This is a genomic window from Herbaspirillum sp. Her4, from assembly GCF_057961335.1.
Genome location: NZ_CM176330.1, coordinates 2,187,739 through 2,206,565 on the forward strand (window position 1 = coordinate 2,187,739; position 18,827 = coordinate 2,206,565).

Below are 18,827 nucleotides of genomic sequence, written 5' to 3' on the forward strand. Positions count from 1 at the left end.
AAATCTTGTTGCTTGGGAGTCCTTGTTCAGCTTGATTGTTCACCGTAAAAAACTAATATTTCAAGATTTCATTTCTTTCGGTTTATTAGTCAGCATATCGTCAGGACTTCGTCAGGAAAACCGTATTGCGCTGAAGCACAAGGTTTTCATTCGCCATAAGGAATCCAGATGTTCTTGACGTGCGTGGCCTGACGCAGATATTCGCTGCCTTCAGCCTGTGCAGCATCGTGCCAGTCGGTGACCTCGCCGTGATCCACGAAGCAGCGCTTGAGATTGCCGACGGACAGCCGCTCGGCCGTCGCCGAGAACTCGGCCGGTCCGCGTACCCACAGGGCATCGACCTCGTCATGCTCGGCCAGTACGGTGAGCAGCTCGGCGCTCTTGCCGGTGACGATGTTGATGACACCGCCGGGCAGGTCGGAAGTATCGAGTACCTGATAGAGGTCGGTCGCGACAAGCGCTGCCTGCTGGCTCGGCACGGCCACCACGCGATTGCCCATGGCGATCAAGGGCGCCACCAGGCTGATGAAGGACAGCAGCGGCTGTTCTTCCGGACAGACCACGCCGACCACGCCGATGGCTTCCGGCATGGCCAGGGCCACGCCACGCAGGGGTGGCTGGTGCACGGCACCGTCGTACTTGTCGGCCCAGGCGCCATAGCTGAAGAGGCGCTTGATCGCGGCGTCCACTTCGGCCCGCGCGGCCTCGGCGGAGACGCCCGTGGTGAGGGCAATGCGGCGCGCGAATTCATCGGCGCGCGCTGACAGGTTTTCCGCGATGTAATACAGCCCCTGGGCGCGGCGATGGGCAGCTGCGCTGCTCCAGCCACCGGCCTTGACGGCAGCGGCGACAGCGTTGCGGATATCCTTGCGGTTGCCCAGGCCCACGTCTTCCAGACGTTCGCCACTGGCCGCGTGGCAAGGCATGGAGACTTCGCCATCCGGACGGACCTGCTTGCCGCCGATGTAGAGCTTGGCAGTGCGGTCGACCAGGCCGCCTTGCAGCGGAGAGTCCTTGCGCACGCTGGCCGGCGTGGCCGATGCAGTATTGCGTTGCGCGCGGTTCAGGCGATGGCGCGGCTTGAGGTATTCGTAGCAGCCTTCGCGTCCTCCTTCGCGGCCATAGCCGGATTCGCGTACGCCACCAAAACCGACGGCCGCATCAAACTGGTTGGTGCTGTTGATCCACACCACGCCCGCTTTCAACTGCGGGGCCACGCCCAAGGCCAGCCCGATGGTCTCGCTCCAGACGCTGGCGGCCAGTCCATAGCGGCTGTTGTTGGCCAATTGCACGGCTTCGTCGGGCGTGCGGAAACTCATCGCCACCAGCACCGGGCCAAAGATTTCCTCGGTGGCCACGGTGGCAGCGGGATGCACGCCGGTCAGCAACGTGGGCGGATAGAAGCAGCCGCCGGGCGGCACATCGAGCGCCACCTGATGGCACTGCGCACCTTCACGCACACCCTGCTCGACCAGGCGGCGCACGCGTTCCAACTGCACCGGGGAAATCAGCGCACCCATGTCGCTGCACTTGTCCAGCGGTGCGCCGATCTTGAGTTTTTCCATGCGCTTTTTGAGCCGCGCGATGAAGAGATCGTGAATGCCTTCCTGCACCAGCAACCTGCTACCGGCACAGCAGACCTGCCCTTGGTTGAACCAGATCGCATCGACCACGCCTTCAATGGCGGCATCGATATCGGCATCATCGAAGACGATGAAGGGCGACTTGCCGCCCAGCTCCAGCGTCAGCGACTTGCCGCTGCCGGCGGTCTGTGCGCGGATCAGGCGGCCCACTTCGGTGGAGCCGGTGAAGGCGATTTTCTGGATGCCGGGATGCGCGACGATGGCCGCGCCCGTGCTGCCATCGCCGGTGACGATGTTGAGCACGCCCGCTGGCAGCCCGGCCTGCTGTGCCAGTTCGGCAAAGAGCAGGGCCGTCAGCGAGGTGTCTTCGGCGGGTTTCAGGACCACCGTATTGCCCAGCGCCAGCGCCGGGGCGATCTTCCAGGCCAGCATCAGCAGCGGGAAATTCCACGGCACGATCTGGCCGACCACGCCCACCGGAACATGATCCGGGAATTCGCTTTCCTGCAGTTGCGCCCAGCCGGCGTAGTGATAGAAGTGACGCGCCACCAGCGGCACGTCCACATCGCGCGATTCGCGCAGCGGCTTGCCGTTGTCCATGGTCTCCAGCACGGCCAGCAGGCGGGCGTGGCGTTGCACGGTGCGGGCCAGCGCATAGAGGTGACGCGCACGGCCATGGCCGCCCAGCGCCTGCCACCCGGCCAGCGCGGCGTGGGCGGCGTTGACGGCGGCATCCACATCCGCCGCCGAGCCTTGCGTGAGGTGCGCCAGCCGCTTGCCGCTGGCCGGATCCAGATCTTCCAGCTGGCCGCCGGGCTGGGTGAAACGTCCCGCGATGAAGTGGCCGAACGAGGCCTCGTGGCTGGCCAGCCAGGCGCGGGCATCCTTGTCACTCTCGGGGGCGGGGCCGTAATCCATGGTGTCGAAATAGGTGGAAACGCTCATTGTGCTTGTCCGTGCAGGGTGGCTTAGCCGATGGCATGCCGGTTGAAGGCGGAGTAACGGCCGGTGACGTGGTGTTCCAGCTGGCGTTCGATATCGGCCAGCAGGCTGGAGGCTCCCACGCGGAACAGATCGGGTTGCAGCCAGTCGTCACCCAGTTCTTCCTTCATCAGCACCTGGTATTCGAGAACATCCTTGGCCGTGGCGACTCCGCCTGCGGGCTTGTAGCCGACTTTGATACCGGTCATCTCCTGGTACTGGCGGATCATGCGCAGCATCACCAGCGAGACCAGCGGCGTGGCGTTGACGCTTTCCTTGCCGGTGGAGGTCTTGATGAAATCAGCGCCCGCCATCATGCAGACCATCGAGGCCTTGGCGACGTTGCGCAGGGTCTTCAGTTCGCCGGTGGCGAGGATGGCCTTGACGTGGGCGTCGCCACAGGCCTGGCGGAAATCGCGCATCTCGCGGTAGAGCGCTTCCCAATTGCCGGTGAGCACGTGTTCGCGAGTAATGACGATGTCGATCTCGGCGGCACCATCGCGCACCGAGGCTTCGATTTCCTTGAGCTTCAGGGCGTGCGGATTGAGACCTCCCGGAAAGCCCGTCGACACCGCCGCCACCGGAATATTCTTTCCTTCCAGCGCTTCCACTGCCGTCTTCACGAAGCGGTGATAGACGCACACCGCACCCGTGGTCAGCCCGCGTGCCTGCATGCCCAGCGCCTCCAGCAGATCGGCGCGCACCGGATTGGCAGCCTTGGCGCACAGGCGGCGCACGCGTTGCGGGGTATCGTCGCCGGACAGCGTGGTGAGATCGATGCAGGTGATGGCCTTGAGCAGCCAGGCGGCCTGCGCATCCTTCTTGACCGAGCGGCGGCCCTTCAAGGTGGCGACGCGCTTTTCGGCGGCGCTCAGGTTGATGCGCAAGTGTTCGAAGGCGGCAGCGTCATAGGGCTGCACGCTGTTGCGCGGATGGCCGGCGGGCGCGCTATCCTCGCGCACGATGTCGGCCTCGCCCTGCGCACGGCGCAGGGAAGGGGTCTTGCTGGTCATGTTCATGGCTGCGTAACTTTTAGTTAATTACCGTAGGCTGGTGCCGACGGGCAGGTCTCTTCCATGTGCTGCTTGCGCTGGGTCAGGCTTGGCTCTTGCATGCATCGACGCCGTCCGCCGGCCTCGCTACAATGTGGCCCAACGCGCTAAATGTTTTGCAAATAACATTTAATGGCTGCAACGTTACATCCATAACTTTTAAGGCGCAACCTTTTTTTATCTGCAACATTTCCCGATCAGGAAAACGCCTCATGGCATCGATGACCCCGACGTCGACCGGAAAGCCGGTCCCTCAACCCACGCTGGGCGAACGCGCACGCGCCCAGCGGCTGTCGCGCATGCAGGACATGATCCGCGAGCAGGGCCCGACGCCGCTGGCGCGCATTGCCGAAGTGCTGGGAGTGACGGTGATGACGGTGCGGCGCGACCTGGCCGCCGACGATTCACCGCTGATCTGCCTCGGCGGGCATGTGCTGGAAAGCAGCCCCGGCGCTGGCGAGAACCGCTATTCGATCGACCGCGAAGCCGACCAGCACGCCCAGCGCAAGCGCCTGGCCTGCCAGCGCGCGGCGCAGCGGGTGCAGGAGGGGGACAGCATTTTCCTCGACTGCGGCACCACCATGACGCATCTGGCGGAGGCTTTGCCGGTTGATATCGGCCTGAGCGTGATTTGTTATTCCCTGAACATTGCCAACATCGTCAGCCAGCGTCCCAATACGCAGGTGATCCTGCTGGGCGGGCTGTATCACCCGTCATCGGCCTCGTTTGCGTCCGAAGAGGGCGTGGCCTATCTCAAGCGGCTGGGCGTGAACAAGGCCTTCCTGTCGGCGGGCGGGGTGGATGCGCGGCGCGGCGTGAGCTGTTCCAACTTCCACGAAGTGCCGATCAAGCAGGCGGCCATTGCCAGCGCGGCGGAGTGTTACGTGGTGATCGACCAGAGCAAGCTGGGCCGTTTTCGTCCGGCCTTCTACAGCACGCTGGAAGTGTTTTCGGGGATCGTGGTGGGCGGGACGCCGGAACAGGATCAGCTGGACCTGTTCTCGGACTTTCCCATCGAGGTGGTGGCAGGCTGAGAGCCGCCACCGGATTGATGCGCAGGCAGGTCAGTTGCGGGTGGCGATGGAGGGATAGTCGCCGCAGCCTTCCGGCCAGGGCGTGAGGATTTCATAGCCCTTGGCGGTGACCACCACCATGTGTTCCCACTGGGCCGACAGCGAGCCGTCAGCGGTCAGCACGGTCCAGCCGTCGTCGAGCTGGCGGGTGTGGCGCTTGCCGGCGTTGAGCATCGGTTCGATGGTGAAGATCATGCCTTCCTTGAGCGGCAGGCCGCTGTTGCGCTGGCCGTAGTGCAGCACTTGCGGTTCATCGTGGTAGATGGTGCCGATGCCGTGGCCGCAATATTCACGCACCACCGAGAAGCCGTCGCGCTGGGCCACGGTCTGGATCGCGTGGCCGACATCGCCCAGGGTCGCGCCCGGGCGCACTGCGCGGATGCCCGCGCACATGGCCTCGTAGGTGGTGTTGACCAGCTTGCGCGCGGTGGCGTTGGGGGAGCCGACGAAGTACATGCGGCTGCAGTCGCCGTACCAGCCATCCTTGATGACGGCGACGTCGATGTTGATGATGTCGCCATCCTTGAGTACCTGGCCGCCGGGGATGCCGTGGCAGATCACGTCGTTGACGGAACTGCAGATGGTCTTGGGGAAGCCGTGGTAGCCGATGTTGGCCGGGGTGGCCTGCTGTACCTTGACGATGTGGTCATGGCAGATGCGGTCCAGTTCGTCGGTGGTGACACCGGCCTTGACGTGCTCGGCCACGATATGCAGCACTTCGGCCGCCAGTTGCCCGGCCACGCGGGCCTGGGCGATTTCTGCGGCGTTGCGCAGCTTCACTTTTCTCATGCTTGTCTGTTCGGTGGGTGCTGCGCGGTGCGCAGCGGTCGTTCGGGCGACTATTTTAGCCGGGCTGGCAGACGGCTGCCGCATCGGCACCCGGTAATGGCGATTTTTCGAGGCGCGGCGCAGACTTTTTTCCACAGCCGTGCTGACGCGGACTTGTCAGTAGAATCGATGCAGACCGCATGATTCATTCATCGCATTGATCAATCCAACAGCATCACCAACCAACACGAACCCATGGAACTGAGGCAACTGCGCCAATTCATCGCGCTGGCAGAAGAAAAAAGTTTTACCCGGGCAGCCACGCGCTGCCATGTGGTGCAATCGGCCCTGTCGTCCTCGATCCGCCTGCTGGAAGAAGAACTGGCGGCAGCGCTATTCGTGCGCACCACGCGCCGGGTGGAGCTGACGGCGGCCGGCGAGGCTTTCCTGGAGAGTGCCCGCCGTTCACTGGCGGCGCTGGAACAGGGGGCCACCAACGTGGCCGACGTCAATGCCATGCGGCGTGGCCGGCTGTCCATCGGCACGGTGCAGAGCCTGCCCTCCTTCGTCGATCTGCCGGCGCTGCTGGCGCGTTTCCACCGCCGCCATCCGGCGGTGGAGGTGCGGCTGTGCCAGGGCGCGGCCGGCGAGCTGAATGAAAAGATCGATGCCCGCCAGCTGGACCTGGCCATCCTGCCCATCGAGGAGAGCGGGGAGGGTTTGCAGCAACACATCATCGCCTGCGACGAACTGGTACTGGCCTGCCATGCCAGCCATCGGCTGTCCAAGGCGCGTTCGGTGACACTGGAACAACTGGCCGGCGAGGGCTTCGTCGATTTCGAAACCGGGCTGGGTACGCGTGCATTGGTGGATCGCGGCTTTGCGGAAGCAGGCTTGCGGCGTCGCGTGGCCTTCGAGGTCAGTGATCTGGTGACCTTGCTTGACCTGGTCGGGCATGGACTGGGCGTGGCGCTGTTGCCGCGCGATCTGGTGCATGCACGGCGTGGCAAGCTGGCCAACGTCAAGCTGCGCGGAGTGGAGCTGTGCTGGGAGCTGGTGGTCACGCACAAGGCTGCGGCCCGCAATGGCGTGCTGGTGCTGGATGCGGCACCCGCAGCGTTTCTGGAGTTGTTGATGGAGCAGGCGCAGGCCCGGGAACAAAACTGAATCAGCGCCCCGGCAGCAGCGCCTGCTCCGCCAGCTCGGCCCATCCTTCCGGATGTTCGCTGGCCTGCATGGAGCGGGCAATGGCGTGGCAGCGTTGCGCCACGTCAGGCGCTGCGAGCAGGCGCGCCAGCGCTGCTTGCAGGCGTGCTGCGGAAAGGCGTTTGGCCGGAATGATCTCGCCCACCCCCAGCCGTCTGACCCGACAGGCATTGTCGAACTGATCGTAGGCAAACGGCACCACCAGCTGCGGTATGCCTGCCCGCAAGGCAGCAGCGGTGGTGCCGATACCGCCGTGATGGACGATGGCGGCCACCTCCGGCAGCAGGGCATCGAAGCTCACATAGGACTGCCACAGCACGCCCTCGGGCAAGACCGCCGCCAGTTGTTCGCGATGCCGGGTCACCAGCAGTGCGCGGCGGCCCAGGGCCTGTGCAGCCCGTACAGCGCTGGCGAAGAACTGAGCGGCATGCTGGTGGCCGGAGCCTGGCGTAAAGACGATGGGTGCCGGACCAGTGTCGAGAAACTGCCGCAGGGCCGGTGTCCAGTCCGATGGCGAAGGCGGTGAAGGTGGCGGAAATTGTCCGCTCAGGAAAGGCTGCGGCCAATCTGGCTGGGCTGCGCAGAACCAGTCCGGGAACAATCCCAGCGATGCATCCGGTGCCTGCATCACGTGCGCAAAGAAATGCGCCACCGGCGGCAATCCCAGCCTGGCCCGCACGGCATTGAGCGCGGGCAGCGCGGGCGGATCGATCATCCAGCGGTGCGCCAGTGACCACAGGGTCTTGCGCCAGGGCAGCGGCAGCCAGCCGGGGACGGGCAGCGATCCCATGGCCAGCAGGTCATGGCTGCTGCACAGGTTGGAGGGGGCGAGATAGGTGGCGACGATGCGCAGTCCGGGGCGCAGGGTGCGCGCAATGTCAGCCGCCGGGACCAGCAAGGGATGGCTGAGGATGACGCACTCTTCCTCTGCAGGCAATTGAGCCACCAGCTGGTGCAGGCAATCGATGTAGGGTACGGCGGCCCGGCAGATCACCTGCCAGCCCCGGCGCTCATCCCACAGGTCCGGATTGGCCAGCACGGCCTGGAATTCTTCAACGCTGCCCAGGGGATAGCAGGACAGTCCCGCTTGCTCGAACAAGGCCGCATGAAAACGCGGCACCACCATCAGTACCCGATGTCCCCGCGCTTGCAGGCCGAGACCGAGCGAGAGGAAGGGCAGCATGTCGCCGGTGGTGCCGGTGGTGGCGAGGATCAGCAGGGGGGCTGGGCGGGCAGGCGCTGGCATGGGTGGTTTGGGGGCGAAATGAAGAAGGCTTCAGGGGTGCGCGCCACTGTAGCCGATTTCGCTTGCCCTCGCCGTCGTCAGATGAAGCGTTTGACCGCTCGAGGCCCGACCAGCGCCACCACCATCATCACCAGCGCTACCCCCACGAAGCTCACCCGCAGCCCCAGGTGCTCGGCCACGCCCCCGATGCACACCGGCCCCAGCAGCATGCCGACATAGGCGAAGCGCGCCACGGCGGCGATGCTCTCGGCAGCCGGCATGCCCGGTACGCGTGCTGCGGCCAAGAAGAAGATCGGCATCAGGTTGGCGATGCCCAGCCCGGCCAGCAGCAGGCCGGCCATGGTCGCCAGCGGTGTCGGCAAGGCCGCCGCCAGCGCGATGCCGGCAGCCCCTGCCACCCCGCTCCAGAGCAGCGTACGCAGGCCGCCGATGCGTACACGGATGCGGTCGCCGGTCAGCCGCCCGGCCGCCATGCCGGTAGAAAACGCGGCGTAGCTGTAGCTGACCCAGGCGGCGGGCGACTGGGCGATGTCGCGCATGTACACGGCGGCCCAGTCATACATGCCGCCTTCGCACATGAGTGCCAGGAAGGAGATCACGCCCAGCAACAGGACCATGCGGCGGGCGGATTTGTCGGTGCCGGGCGTGCTCGCGGTTTCATCATGGACATCGTCGGGCAAGGCGAAGGGGCCGATGGACAAGGCTACCGACAGCGTCACCGCCGCCACCAGCGCGGCATGCGCCAGGGGCGACAGGCCGGGCAGGGCGCCCAGCGCCGAGCCGGCGATGCCGCCGATGCTGAACATGGCGTGCAGGGTGGACATGATGGGCCGGCTGCGGCCGTTTTCCACCAGCGCGGCCTGGACCGACATGGCCACGTCGAAGGCGGCCATGGCGCTGCCGAACACCAGCAGCAGCGCCACCAGCATCCAGAACTGCGGGGCCAGCGGGATCAGCAGCAGCGTGGCCGCGTAGAGCATGCCGGCCTGGCGCAGGGCGCGCGCGCTGCCCACGCGCGCGATCCATTTGCCGGACTGGCCCATGGTCAGCAGGGCACCGCCGGCCACCGCCAGCATGGCCAGCGACAGCACCGCATCCGACAGGGCGAAGCGATCCTTCACCGAGGGAATCAGGATGCCCCAGGTGGCAAAGGTTGCCCCGTTGACGAAGAACTGCGCCATGGTGGCACGGGTGGCGTTGCGGATGCGGTGCGGGTGGAAAGCGGGTGCGGATGAGCTGCCTGAATGCATGGAGAGGTCTGGCGAAAGTCAAAGATGGTCACTTTGCCAGTTTTTGATTCATTCGTTAAATGGATTATTCAGATCAGCTTGATCGATTCCACAGATGAATGCGGCTGCTCTCGCTACAGAGCAGTGGGGCGTGCCTTTCTGAATTTCACTGAAAAGGGGATTTTCAGCGTTTGCTGAACCCCCCCATTCTGGTGAAATGTCGCTTCGGATTCTTGTCGGAGGCAATCTCTCCCCTGATTCAAACCACGCAAAAAAAACCCGGCCAGCTTGCGCCGGACCGGGTTGAGGGACTACCGAGGAGGAAGTTTCGGCTTATCGCTTTACCATTCGGCAAAGCTGCCATCCTTGTGGCGCCAGATCGGGTTGCGCCAGCGGTGGCCGACTTCGGCGCGCTGACGGACATACTCTTCGTTGATCTCGACGCCCAGGCCTGGGCCTTGCGGGATCTTGACGTAGCCGTCTTCATACGCGAACACGTTCTTGTCGCGGATGTAGTCCAGCAGGTCATTGCTTTCGTTGTAGTGAATGCCCAGGCTCTGCTCCTGGATGAAGGCGTTGTAGCTGCCGGCATCGACCTGCAGGCAGGAGGCCAGCGCGATCGGGCCCAGCGGGCAGTGCAGCGCCAGCGCCACGTCGTAGGCTTCGGCCATCATGGCGATCTTGCGGGTCTCGGTGATGCCGCCGGCGTGCGAGACGTCCGGCTGGATGATGTCCACATAGCCCTCGGAGAGGATGCGCTTGAAATCCCAGCGCGAATACAGGCGCTCGCCCAGGGCGATCGGGGTCGAGGTCAGGTGGGCGATTTCCTTCAGGGCTTCCGAGTTCTCCGACAGCACCGGCTCTTCGATGAACATCAGCTTGTACGGCTCCAGTTCCTTGATCAGGACCTTGGCCATAGGCTTGTGCACGCGGCCGTGGAAGTCCACGCCGATGCCCACGTTTGGGCCCACGGCTTCACGCACCGCTTGCACGTTGGCCAGGGTCAGTTCGATCTTGTCGTGGCTGTCGATGAATTGCAGTTCTTCGGTGCCGTTCATCTTCACGGCAGTAAAGCCACGGGCCACGGCGTTCTTGGCCGCCGCTGCAGTATCGGCCGGACGGTCGCCGCCAATCCAGGAATAGACGCGAATCGAGTTGCGCACCGCGCCGCCGAGCAGCTGGTGCACCGGCACGCCCAGGGCCTTGCCCTTGATGTCCCACAGGGCCTGGTCAATGCCGGCCAGGGCGCTCATGTGGATGGCACCACCGCGATAGAAGCCGCCGCGATAGAGCACGGTCCAGTGGTCTTCGATGTTGCGCGGGTCCTTGCCGACCAGGTAGTCGGCCAGTTCGTCCACGGCCGCCGCGACGGTGTGCGCGCGGCCTTCCACGATGGGCTCGCCCCAGCCGACGATGCCTTCGTCAGTCTCGATCTTGAGGAAGCACCAGCGCGGGGGCACGATGAAGGTGGAGATCTTGGTGATTTTCATTGTTCGGTCCGGTTATGCGTTTAATCTGTTCTGTAGATGAATGATCGCTGTGCGATCGGTGACAACGATGAATCTGGTGTGCGGGAAATCAGCCCAGCGCCTTCCAGGCCGCCACGAAGGCCTGTGCACGCTGGCGCACTGCGTCGGCGGACAGGCCCGGCGTGTAGAGCGCCGATCCCAGGCCGAAGCCGGAGGCACCGGCCGCACGGAACACGGCCATGCCTTCCGGCGTGATACCACCGACCGGCAGCAGCGCGATGTCGCGGGCGATCACGGCACGCCAGGCCTTGACCGCCTGGGGACCCAGCTGTTCGGCCGGGAACATCTTGAGTACGTCAGCGCCGTTGTCCAGCGCCGCAAAGGCTTCGGTCACGGTGGCCACGCCCGGTGCGCTGTACAGGCCGGCATCGCGCGCGGCACGAATCACGGCGCCATCGCTGTGCGGCATGACGATCAGCTCGCCGCCGGCATTCTTGACGTCTTGCACCAGCGCGGGCTTCAGGACCGTACCGGCACCGACGATGCAGTCCGCCGGCAGGCTCTTGCGCAGGATGCTGATGCTGGCCAGCGGTTCGGGCGAATTCAGCGGGACTTCGATGATGCGAAAGCCGCTCTCGTAGAGGGCCGCGCCGATGGCTTCGGCTTCCTCATTGCGCACGCCGCGCAGAATGGCAATCATGCCGGTGCTGCGCAGGGCGTCGTGGAATCGTTGGGAATGGGTGCTCATGGTCTTTTGTCCGGGTGCGTCGTAGGTGGTGCAGTAAAGGGGGCGATCAGGCCAGCAGGCCGGCGTGCTGCGCCAGGATCCACAGGCCCGCTTCGGTGGCGGCACCGGCCTCGGCGGCCGGGCCCAGTCCATACAGGTCCAGCGCCAGCTGGTAGCGGCGGCACAGGCCCGGGTCGCCGATCAGGACGATGGCCGGCGTGGTCGGATACAGATTCTTCAGGGCGGCGATCTCGTGGCCGATCAACAGGCCCGAGAGATAGTCGGGCTGCGCCTCGGCCGCCAGTTCACCGGTCAGGCCCAGGGTGCGGCTGCTGAAGATGTTGGAGAGCACGCCGCTCTTGCCTTGTGCGGTCCTGGCCACGCCGGCACCGCGCAGGAAGGCTTCGTCATCGGCCACCTCCGGTTTTTGCATGGTGCGGCCGAGGATGGTGTGGCCGCACAGCGCGCCATAGACTTCGCCGGTCATGAAAGTATCGAAATGTTCGATGCGGCCCTCGACCACGCGCACCCACTTCGAATGGGTGCCGGGCAGGCCGATCAGCAGCTCGCGCTCGGTACGGGTCTGCAGGGCACCGATGACCTGAGTCTCTTCGCCGCGCATCACATTGGGCAGGGCTCCGGCTTCCAGCAGGCCCGGCACGATCCACAGCGGACGGCCGAGGCCGGTGTCGACTTCGGTCAGCTGGCTGCCAATCAGCGCGGGGGCCAGCGGCACGTTCAGATAGGCGGCTTCACGCCAGCCCTGCTTGCTGCCGACCATGCCGGCCGCGATCAGCGGGGCGTCGGGCGCGGCCTTGAGCCAGTCGCCGCAGGCGGCTTCCAGCGCGGCGCGGTAGGGGGCGTGGGCATCTTCGCCGTGGCCCACGGCCGGCAGGTTCATGATGCCCCAGGGATGGGCGCGGCGCTCCACCACCTGGCCGCTGCGATCGAAACGATAGCAGCGCAGCGAGGAGGTCCCCCAGTCGAGGGCAATCAGGGCGCAGTCTTGATTCAGTGCTTGGTTCATCGTCATTCTTTGCCGGCGTCAGCGCGCCAGGCTTGTCTGTTGGGTGGTGGCACGGACTGGCTCCTGGGCGATCTCGCAGACCGTGAAGCGGGTCAGCAGCACCATGTCTTCTCCCGGTGCCAGCGCGATCAGGCCGGGCTGGTTCGGCTGGTGGAAGGCATCGATGGGATGCGTGACCGGTTCCAGGCAGAAATACGGCAGGCCATTGGGGCGGAACATCAGTACATAGCCGCTGCGATCCGTGGTGTGCATCTGCAGGCGCAGGCCGCGTGCCGGATCCTCGATCATGGCCAGACCGTCCCAGCCTTCGAAGCAGTTGTCGATCAGGCCGCCTTGCAGCGAGGCGGCGCGGTTGTAGTCCCAGCCGCTCGGCAGTTCCCGCGAGAAACCGGTAGGGATGCGGTCCGGCCCGGAGAGCCACACGCCGCGCGAACGGAATTGCAGGCGGGTTTGCGCGTCATGCAGGAAATACGGATGCAGGCCCAGGCCGTAGGGCAGGGTCTCTTCGCCCGTATTGGTCACGCGCAGTTCGATTTCCAGCGCGTTCTCGCGCAGGGTCAGTACCTGCCGCGCACGATAGACATAGGGGTTGCCGTCGCAGCGATGCGAATCCAGTTCCAGCGCCATGCGGTCGTCGGCCTGGGACACGATGGTCCAGGCCTGGCGCCAGCTGTCGCCGTGGATGGGATAGGGTTCGCCGGGACGATTGGGGCTCAGCGGATAATGCTTGCCGTTGAAATCGAAGCCGCCGCCGGTGATGCGGTTGGACCAGGGCAGCAGCGGGAAGCACGCGGTCGCGTACAGCTTTTCCGGGTCGGCACTCCAGGGGCGCAGCAGCGGCAGCCACTTGCGGTCACGCTGCCATTCCCAGCCGGCCAGTGCGCCGCCCAGCGTCGGCAGCACGTGCAGACGCTGGCGCCCTGATTGCAGGGTATGGATTTCCGGCAGCCCCTGGGAGCCTGCACGTTGGGCATCGCTTGCTCGGGATGGCATGGTGTCTCGTATCTTGTTATGGAGTGCTGCGTGCATCGTGGGCACGGGAACGCGTTGTCCATCGCGTCGTCCCCCTTGGGGCTGTCTGAAGTCGTCGGCAGGAAGAAGGAGTTGGCTCACGTGGGTTCGCGCCCGGTCTTCATGCAGTGCGCTTCAAAAAAAATCTGGCTGATCCTATCACCGCACTCCGATAGGGAATAATGAAAAAATCATCGCAAACGATATCAAAAATGCGCGCCGTCCGCAGTGAGGCAGGCAGTGAGGCAGCATGCGTGGCCGGCATGCGCCAGCTCGATGCACAGGCGGGGCGCGCTGCCCCAACGATGTGCGAAACGATATCGAAAAACATTAAAAATTCATTGGATGCGAATTGGTCGCTTGCCTAATATGGAGCGCGAATCAAGGACGATCAGGGCTGTCCGCGATTCCAACCGCACCGCGCCGCTTCCAATCCATACCTACAAGTCAAACGCATTCCGGCGCAGCGCACCCCACGCATAGAACAAAGGGAAGTCCACAATTCCCTGTCAACGGAGACTGACAATGAATTCGAAGAGAAGAGCGCTTCTGGGCGCAGCCATTTGCATGAGCCTGGGTAGCGCCGTGAGCTTCCCCGCCTTTGCCGCCGACAAACCACTGACCATGGGCTTCTCCCAGGTGGGTGCCGAAAGTGAATGGCGCACCGCCAATACCGTATCGATCAAGGATGCCGCCAAGCAGGCCGGCGTCAACCTGAAATTTGCCGACGCCCAGCAGAAGCAGGAAAACCAGGTCAAGGCAATCCGCTCCTTCATCGCGCAAAAGGTCGACGTGATCGCCTTCTCGCCGGTGGTGGAATCGGGCTGGGAAACCGTGCTGCGTGAAGCCAAGGCCGCCAAGATTCCGGTCATCCTGACCGACCGCGCCGTCAACGTTTCTGACAAGTCGCTGTATGTCACCTTCATCGGTTCGGACTTCGTGGAAGAAGGCCGCCGCGCTGGTCGCTGGCTGCTGGACAAGGCCAAGTCCATGCCCGCCGGCGACATCAACATCGTCGAACTGCAAGGCACCGTCGGTTCGGCACCGGCCATCGACCGCAAGGCCGGTTTCGAGGAAGTCATCAAGAGCGAACCGCGCCTGAAGATCATCCGCTCGCAGACCGGCGACTTCACCCGCGCCAAGGGCAAGGAAGTGATGGAAGCCTTCCTCAAGGCCGAGGGCAAGAAGATCAACGTGCTCTACGCCCACAATGACGACATGGCCATCGGCGCCATCCAGGCCATCGAAGAAGCAGGCCTCAAGCCGGGCAAGGACATCACCATCATCTCCATCGATGGCGTCAAGGGTGCCTTCGAAGCCATGATGGCCGGCAAGCTCAATGTCACCGTCGAATGCAGCCCGCTGCTGGGCCCGCAACTGATGCAGATCGCCAAGGACATCAAGGCCGGCAAGGAAGTCCCCAAGCGCATCACCACCGAGGAAGGCATCTTCCCGGCGGAAGTGGCTGCCAAGGAATTCCCGAACCGCAAGTATTGATGCCTGCATGACGGCAGCGCGCGCACTGGATTGCCCAGGGCGCGCGCGCTGCTGGTGTGGCCTGATGGGAGTGCGCAAGACGGCGCGCGCCCATCAGGATTCCGATGCTTCTGATGGAGTTGCGATGACGATGTCTGTCGGGACGCAGGCGCGTCCCATGCTGGAATTGAGCGGTATCCACAAGGCATTCGCGGGCGTGAAGGCGCTCACTGATGTCGGCCTGCGGCTGTTCCCGGGGGAAGTGCATACCCTGATGGGACAGAATGGCGCAGGCAAGTCCACGCTGATCAAGGTCTTGACCGGCGTGCATGAACCCGATGCAGGCAAGATCGAACTGGATGGCCGCGCCATTGCGCCGGCCTCTACCCTGGAGGCGCAGTCGCTGGGCATCAGCACGGTCTACCAGGAGGTCAACCTGTGTCCCAATCTTTCCGTGGCCGAGAACATCTTCGTCGGCCGCTATCCCCGCCGTTTCGGCCGCATCGACTGGAAGAGCGTGCATGCACAGTCGAAGCAATTGCTGCAGCAGTTGCAGATCGACATCGATGTCGGCGCGCTGCTTTCGTCCTATCCGCTGGCGATCCAGCAGATGGTGGCGATCTCGCGTGCGCTCTCGGTCTCGGCCAAGGTGCTCATTCTCGATGAGCCGACCTCCAGCCTGGACGAAGCCGAGGTCCAGCAACTCTTCAAGGTGCTGCGCCGCCTGCGCGAGCAGGGGATGGCGATTCTTTTCGTGACCCACTTCCTGGACCAGACCTACGACATCTCGGATCGCATTACCGTGCTGCGCAATGGCGTGCGCGAAGGCGAATATCTGGTCGGCGATTTGTCGCGCCTGGATCTGGTCAACAAGATGGTGGGCGTGACCGCCGTCGATCATCGCAAGGTGGAAGCGGGTGCCGAGGCACTGGCGGCCGGCTTGTCTGCCGATGAAGCCGGCAAGGGCGAGGTCTTCCTGCAGGCGGATGGTTTCGGCCGGCGTGGCGTGCTGTCCCCGCAGGACCTGGAATTGCGGCGCGGTGAAGTCTTCGGCCTGTGCGGTTTGCTCGGTTCCGGACGGACCGAGATGGCGCGCCTGCTGTTCGGTGCCGACCGCGCCGATTGCGGGCAATTGCGCATCGAAGGCCGCAGCGTGAAGCTCGACAATCCGCGTGATGCGATTGCGACGGGCATCGGTTTCTGTTCGGAGGATCGCAAGAAGGAGGGCGCGATCCTCGAACTCTCCGTGCGCGAAAACATCATCCTCGCGCTGCAGGCGCGCCAAGGGCTGTTCCGCGTGCTGCCGCGCAAGCGCCAGAACCAGATCGCCGCCGATTACGTCAAGTGGCTCGGCATCAAGACGGCTGATCTGGAGACGCCCATCGGCCTGCTCTCCGGCGGCAACCAGCAGAAGGCCTTGCTGGCACGCTGGCTGGCCACCGATCCGGGCATGCTGATCCTGGATGAACCCACGCGCGGCATCGATGTGCGGGCCAAGCAGGAGATCATGGATTTCGTCATCGCCATGTGCCGCAAGGGCATGTCCATTCTTTTCATTTCCTCGGAAATTCCCGAGGTCCTGCGCTGCAGCGACCGCATGCTGGTGCTGCGTGACCGCCGCGCCTGCGGCGAGTACCGTCGCGGTGAGCTCGATGAGCAATCGGTCTTGCAGGTGATCGCGGGAGAGGCCGCATGAGTGCATCCATGGATTCCAAACTGATTCCCGACAGCGCCGCCAGCGGCAGCGCGCCGGCTTTTGCAGCACTGCTGCGTCATCCGCTGGTGCGTCCCCTGGCAGCGCTGGCCTTGCTGCTGCTGATCGATTTCCTGCTGGTGCCGGGCTTCTTCAAGCTGGAGATCAAGGACGGCCACCTGTATGGCGCACTGATCGACATCATCAACCGTGCCGCCCCGCTGATGCTGGCAGCGCTCGGCATGACGCTGGTGATCGCCACGCGCGGGGTGGACATTTCGGTGGGCGCGGTGGTGGCCATCTCCGGTGCCGTTGCGGCCGTTCTCATCGGCGGCAAGATGGTGGTGGTCAATGGTGTCTCCGAATACGTCAGCAACGTGCCGATGGTGTGGGCCCTGTGCGCGGCGATGGGTGCGGCACTGCTGTGCGGTGCCTGGAACGGCTTGCTGGTGGCCGGTCTCGGGCTGCAGCCCATCATCGCCACGCTCATCCTGATGGTGGCCGGACGCGGGCTGGCGCAGCTGCTCACCGATGGCCAGATCGTGACGGTGTATTACAAGCCCTTCTTCTTCCTGGGCGGTGGCTACCTGTTCGGCTTGCCGTTCTCGCTCTATATCGCCGGGGCCATGTTCCTGCTGCTGGCATTGCTGATGAAGAAGACCGCGCTGGGGCTGTTCATCCAGTCGGTCGGCATCAATCCGGTGGCCTCGCGCCTGGCCGGCATCCGTACTGCCGCGCTGATCTTCTTCGTCTACATGTTCTGCAGTGCCTGCGCCGGGTTGGCGGGACTGATGATCGCCTCCAACATCAAGAGCGCCGACGCCAACAACGCCGGCCTGCTGCTGGAACTGGATGCGATCCTGGCCGTGACCCTGGGTGGCACCTCGCTGGCCGGGGGCAAGTTCAGCCTGGTGGGCAGCGTCATCGGTGCGCTCATCATCCAGACGCTGACTTATACGATCTATTCGCTGGGGGTGCCGCCGGAAGTCAATATGGTGGTCAAGTCCATCGTGGTGTTCCTGGTCTGCCTGTCGCAGTCGCCGGAATTCCGCCGCATGTTGAGGATGTCCAAATCATGATGCTTGCTTCTTCCTTGCGGCGCGCTTCGCACGCGCCGTGGTTCACCTCCATGGTTACGGTGGCGCTGCTGGTGCTGATGCTGGTCATCGGGGCGTTTGGCTACGATGGCTTCCTGTCGCCGCAGGTGATGCTGAACCTGCTGATCGACAATGCCTTCCTGCTGGTGGTGGCCATCGGCATGACCTTCGTCATTCTCTCCGGCGGCATTGACCTCTCCGTCGGGTCGGTGCTGGCGCTGACCACCATGGTGGCGGCTTTCCTGCTGCAGAACTGGCACTGGCCGCCGCTGCTGGTGATTGCGACCGTCCTGCTGATGGGCGCGGGCTTCGGTGCGGCGATGGGCGCGATGATCCATTACTTCAAACTGCAGGCCTTCATCGTCACGCTGGCAGGGATGTTCCTGGCGCGCGGACTGTGCTACCTCATCAGCATCAATTCCATCACCATCGATGAGCCGCTGTTCGTGGAACTGTCGCAGTCGCGGCTGGAGTTCGGCGGACTGTTCATCTCGCCCAGCGTGGTCATTGCCCTGATCGTGCTGGCCGTGGCGATCTGGATGGCGCATGGTACCCGTTTCGGCCGTGCCGTCTACGCCATCGGCGGCAGCGAGAGCTCGGCGCTGCTGATGGGCTTGCCGGTCGGACGCACCAAGGTTCTGGTATATGCCTTCAGCGGATTCTGTGCATCGGTGGCGGGTGTGCTGTTCTCCTTCTACATGCTGTCGGGGTACGGATTGCATGCGCAGGGTGTGGAACTGGACGCGATTGCGGCCGTGGTCATCGGCGGCACGCTCCTCACCGGCGGCTATGGTTACGTGGCGGGAACACTGACCGGCGTGCTCATCCTTGGCGTGATCCAGACCCTCATTGCCTTCGATGGCAGCCTCAGTTCCTGGTGGACCAAGATCTTCATTGGCGCGCTGCTGTTCGTCTTTTGCGTCGCGCAGCGTGTCATTTCCCTGGGAGCCCTGCGCGGCAAATCGGCTGGATCGGCGAAAGCCGCGCCAGCCGTGGCTTAGGCGGGATTTTTTAAGCTTAATTAAGATAACTTTACATAGAGGGAGTTATACCGAAAAACATATCCATTACGCTCAAAAAATCATTAGAAATGTATTGGTAAAGCAATTAATGTAGAGCCCGCAAAACAGTTGCTCTGCATGACATTCATCAGAAATCACGGCGCTGTTTTAGATAACTACAACACGCC

Annotated in this window: 15 protein-coding genes; 6 read left to right on the forward strand and 9 right to left on the reverse strand. The window is 63.9% G+C overall.

The annotated features are described in order from the left end of the window. Positions 1 to 146: 146 nt before the first annotated feature. Positions 147 to 2,528 carry an aldehyde dehydrogenase family protein gene (locus ACWFUC_RS09955; RefSeq protein ID WP_489624805.1) on the reverse strand — a complete coding sequence of 794 codons (2,382 nt, stop codon included), beginning with the start codon at positions 2,526 to 2,528 and terminating at the stop codon, positions 147 to 149. A 23-nt stretch (positions 2,529 to 2,551) separates the two neighbouring features. Next, complete coding sequence (gene deoC, locus ACWFUC_RS09960; RefSeq protein WP_489624806.1) at positions 2,552 to 3,583, reverse strand: deoxyribose-phosphate aldolase; 1,032 nt, start codon at positions 3,581 to 3,583, stop codon at positions 2,552 to 2,554. A gap of 245 nt (positions 3,584 to 3,828) precedes the next feature. Here deoC and ACWFUC_RS09965 point away from each other — a divergent pair, with 245 nt between their 5' ends. Further along, entirely contained in the window at positions 3,829 to 4,650 is an 822-nt protein-coding gene (locus ACWFUC_RS09965) for a DeoR/GlpR family DNA-binding transcription regulator (protein ID WP_489624807.1), read from the forward strand. Between the two features lie 30 nt (positions 4,651 to 4,680). Here ACWFUC_RS09965 and map read toward each other — a convergent pair whose 3' ends face one another. Then, entirely contained in the window at positions 4,681 to 5,478 is a 798-nt protein-coding gene (gene map, locus ACWFUC_RS09970; RefSeq protein WP_034336051.1) for a type I methionyl aminopeptidase, read from the reverse strand. A gap of 234 nt (positions 5,479 to 5,712) precedes the next feature. On the opposite strand from map, the gene ACWFUC_RS09975 reads away from it, so the two are divergent. Next, positions 5,713 to 6,624, forward strand: coding sequence for a LysR substrate-binding domain-containing protein (locus ACWFUC_RS09975; protein ID WP_489624808.1), 912 nt, complete (start codon positions 5,713 to 5,715; stop codon positions 6,622 to 6,624). 1 nt (position 6,625) lies between these two features. Here the strand turns inward: ACWFUC_RS09975 and ACWFUC_RS09980 are convergent, their stop codons facing one another. The 6 genes from ACWFUC_RS09980 to ACWFUC_RS10005 all read right to left on the reverse strand — a co-directional run bounded on the left by ACWFUC_RS09980 (position 6,626) and on the right by ACWFUC_RS10005 (position 13,354). Next, positions 6,626 to 7,909, reverse strand: coding sequence for a glycosyltransferase (locus tag ACWFUC_RS09980; RefSeq protein WP_489624809.1), 1,284 nt, complete (start codon positions 7,907 to 7,909; stop codon positions 6,626 to 6,628). A gap of 77 nt (positions 7,910 to 7,986) precedes the next feature. Next, on the reverse strand, positions 7,987 to 9,159 hold the full coding sequence (locus ACWFUC_RS09985; protein WP_489624810.1) for an MFS transporter: 1,173 nt from the start codon (positions 9,157 to 9,159) through the stop codon (positions 7,987 to 7,989). 320 nt (positions 9,160 to 9,479) lie between these two features. Further along, positions 9,480 to 10,628 carry a galactonate dehydratase gene (gene dgoD / locus ACWFUC_RS09990; RefSeq protein ID WP_039789119.1) on the reverse strand — a complete coding sequence of 383 codons (1,149 nt, stop codon included), beginning with the start codon at positions 10,626 to 10,628 and terminating at the stop codon, positions 9,480 to 9,482. A gap of 88 nt (positions 10,629 to 10,716) precedes the next feature. Further along, a complete protein-coding gene (locus tag ACWFUC_RS09995; protein WP_489637589.1) occupies positions 10,717 to 11,355 on the reverse strand; it encodes a 2-dehydro-3-deoxy-6-phosphogalactonate aldolase in 639 nt (212 codons plus the stop codon). 46 nt (positions 11,356 to 11,401) lie between these two features. Next, positions 11,402 to 12,361, reverse strand: a complete 960-nt coding sequence (locus ACWFUC_RS10000) for a 2-dehydro-3-deoxygalactonokinase (RefSeq protein WP_489624811.1) — start codon at positions 12,359 to 12,361, stop codon at positions 11,402 to 11,404. Positions 12,362 to 12,379: 18 nt separating this feature from the next. Continuing rightward, the gene (locus ACWFUC_RS10005) at positions 12,380 to 13,354 is read right to left on the reverse strand and encodes an aldose 1-epimerase (RefSeq protein WP_489637590.1); all 975 of its coding nucleotides are present in this window, start codon (positions 13,352 to 13,354) and stop codon (positions 12,380 to 12,382) included. 543 nt (positions 13,355 to 13,897) lie between these two features. Between ACWFUC_RS10005 and ACWFUC_RS10010 the strand changes: the two genes are divergently transcribed. The 4 genes from ACWFUC_RS10010 (at position 13,898) to yjfF (ending at position 18,639) form a co-directional block, all read left to right on the forward strand. After that, positions 13,898 to 14,869, forward strand: coding sequence for an ABC transporter substrate-binding protein (locus ACWFUC_RS10010; protein WP_039789112.1), 972 nt, complete (start codon positions 13,898 to 13,900; stop codon positions 14,867 to 14,869). A 124-nt stretch (positions 14,870 to 14,993) separates the two neighbouring features. Next, a complete protein-coding gene (locus tag ACWFUC_RS10015; RefSeq protein WP_489624813.1) occupies positions 14,994 to 16,544 on the forward strand; it encodes a sugar ABC transporter ATP-binding protein in 1,551 nt (516 codons plus the stop codon). After that, a complete protein-coding gene (locus ACWFUC_RS10020) occupies positions 16,541 to 17,620 on the forward strand; it encodes an ABC transporter permease (protein WP_039789111.1) in 1,080 nt (359 codons plus the stop codon). Before ACWFUC_RS10015 ends, ACWFUC_RS10020 begins: the two co-directional genes overlap by 4 nt. After that, entirely contained in the window at positions 17,617 to 18,639 is a 1,023-nt protein-coding gene (gene yjfF / locus ACWFUC_RS10025; protein WP_121044381.1) for a galactofuranose ABC transporter, permease protein YjfF, read from the forward strand. Before ACWFUC_RS10020 ends, yjfF begins: the two co-directional genes overlap by 4 nt. The last annotated feature ends 188 nt before the right edge of the window (positions 18,640 to 18,827 follow it).

Bases quoted from the DNA above. Each gene is read 5' to 3' on its own strand.
- ACWFUC_RS09995 (WP_489637589.1), bottom strand. From the start codon at position 11,355: ATGAGCACCCATTCCCAACGATTCCACGACGCCCTGCGCAGCACCGGC.
- ACWFUC_RS10015 (WP_489624813.1), top strand. From the start codon at position 14,994: ATGACGATGTCTGTCGGGACGCAGGCGCGTCCCATGCTGGAATTGAGC.
- ACWFUC_RS09985 (WP_489624810.1), bottom strand. From the start codon at position 9,159: ATGCATTCAGGCAGCTCATCCGCACCCGCTTTCCACCCGCACCGCATC.
- ACWFUC_RS10005 (WP_489637590.1), bottom strand. From the start codon at position 13,354: ATGCCATCCCGAGCAAGCGATGCCCAACGTGCAGGCTCCCAGGGGCTG.
- ACWFUC_RS10000 (WP_489624811.1), bottom strand. From the start codon at position 12,361: ATGAACCAAGCACTGAATCAAGACTGCGCCCTGATTGCCCTCGACTGG.
- map (WP_034336051.1), bottom strand. From the start codon at position 5,478: ATGAGAAAAGTGAAGCTGCGCAACGCCGCAGAAATCGCCCAGGCCCGC.
- dgoD (WP_039789119.1), bottom strand. From the start codon at position 10,628: ATGAAAATCACCAAGATCTCCACCTTCATCGTGCCCCCGCGCTGGTGC.
- ACWFUC_RS10020 (WP_039789111.1), top strand. From the start codon at position 16,541: ATGAGTGCATCCATGGATTCCAAACTGATTCCCGACAGCGCCGCCAGC.
- yjfF (WP_121044381.1), top strand. From the start codon at position 17,617: ATGATGCTTGCTTCTTCCTTGCGGCGCGCTTCGCACGCGCCGTGGTTC.
- ACWFUC_RS10010 (WP_039789112.1), top strand. From the start codon at position 13,898: ATGAATTCGAAGAGAAGAGCGCTTCTGGGCGCAGCCATTTGCATGAGC.
- ACWFUC_RS09955 (WP_489624805.1), bottom strand. From the start codon at position 2,528: ATGAGCGTTTCCACCTATTTCGACACCATGGATTACGGCCCCGCCCCC.
- ACWFUC_RS09980 (WP_489624809.1), bottom strand. From the start codon at position 7,909: ATGCCAGCGCCTGCCCGCCCAGCCCCCCTGCTGATCCTCGCCACCACC.
- ACWFUC_RS09965 (WP_489624807.1), top strand. From the start codon at position 3,829: ATGGCATCGATGACCCCGACGTCGACCGGAAAGCCGGTCCCTCAACCC.
- ACWFUC_RS09975 (WP_489624808.1), top strand. From the start codon at position 5,713: ATGGAACTGAGGCAACTGCGCCAATTCATCGCGCTGGCAGAAGAAAAA.
- deoC (WP_489624806.1), bottom strand. From the start codon at position 3,583: ATGAACATGACCAGCAAGACCCCTTCCCTGCGCCGTGCGCAGGGCGAG.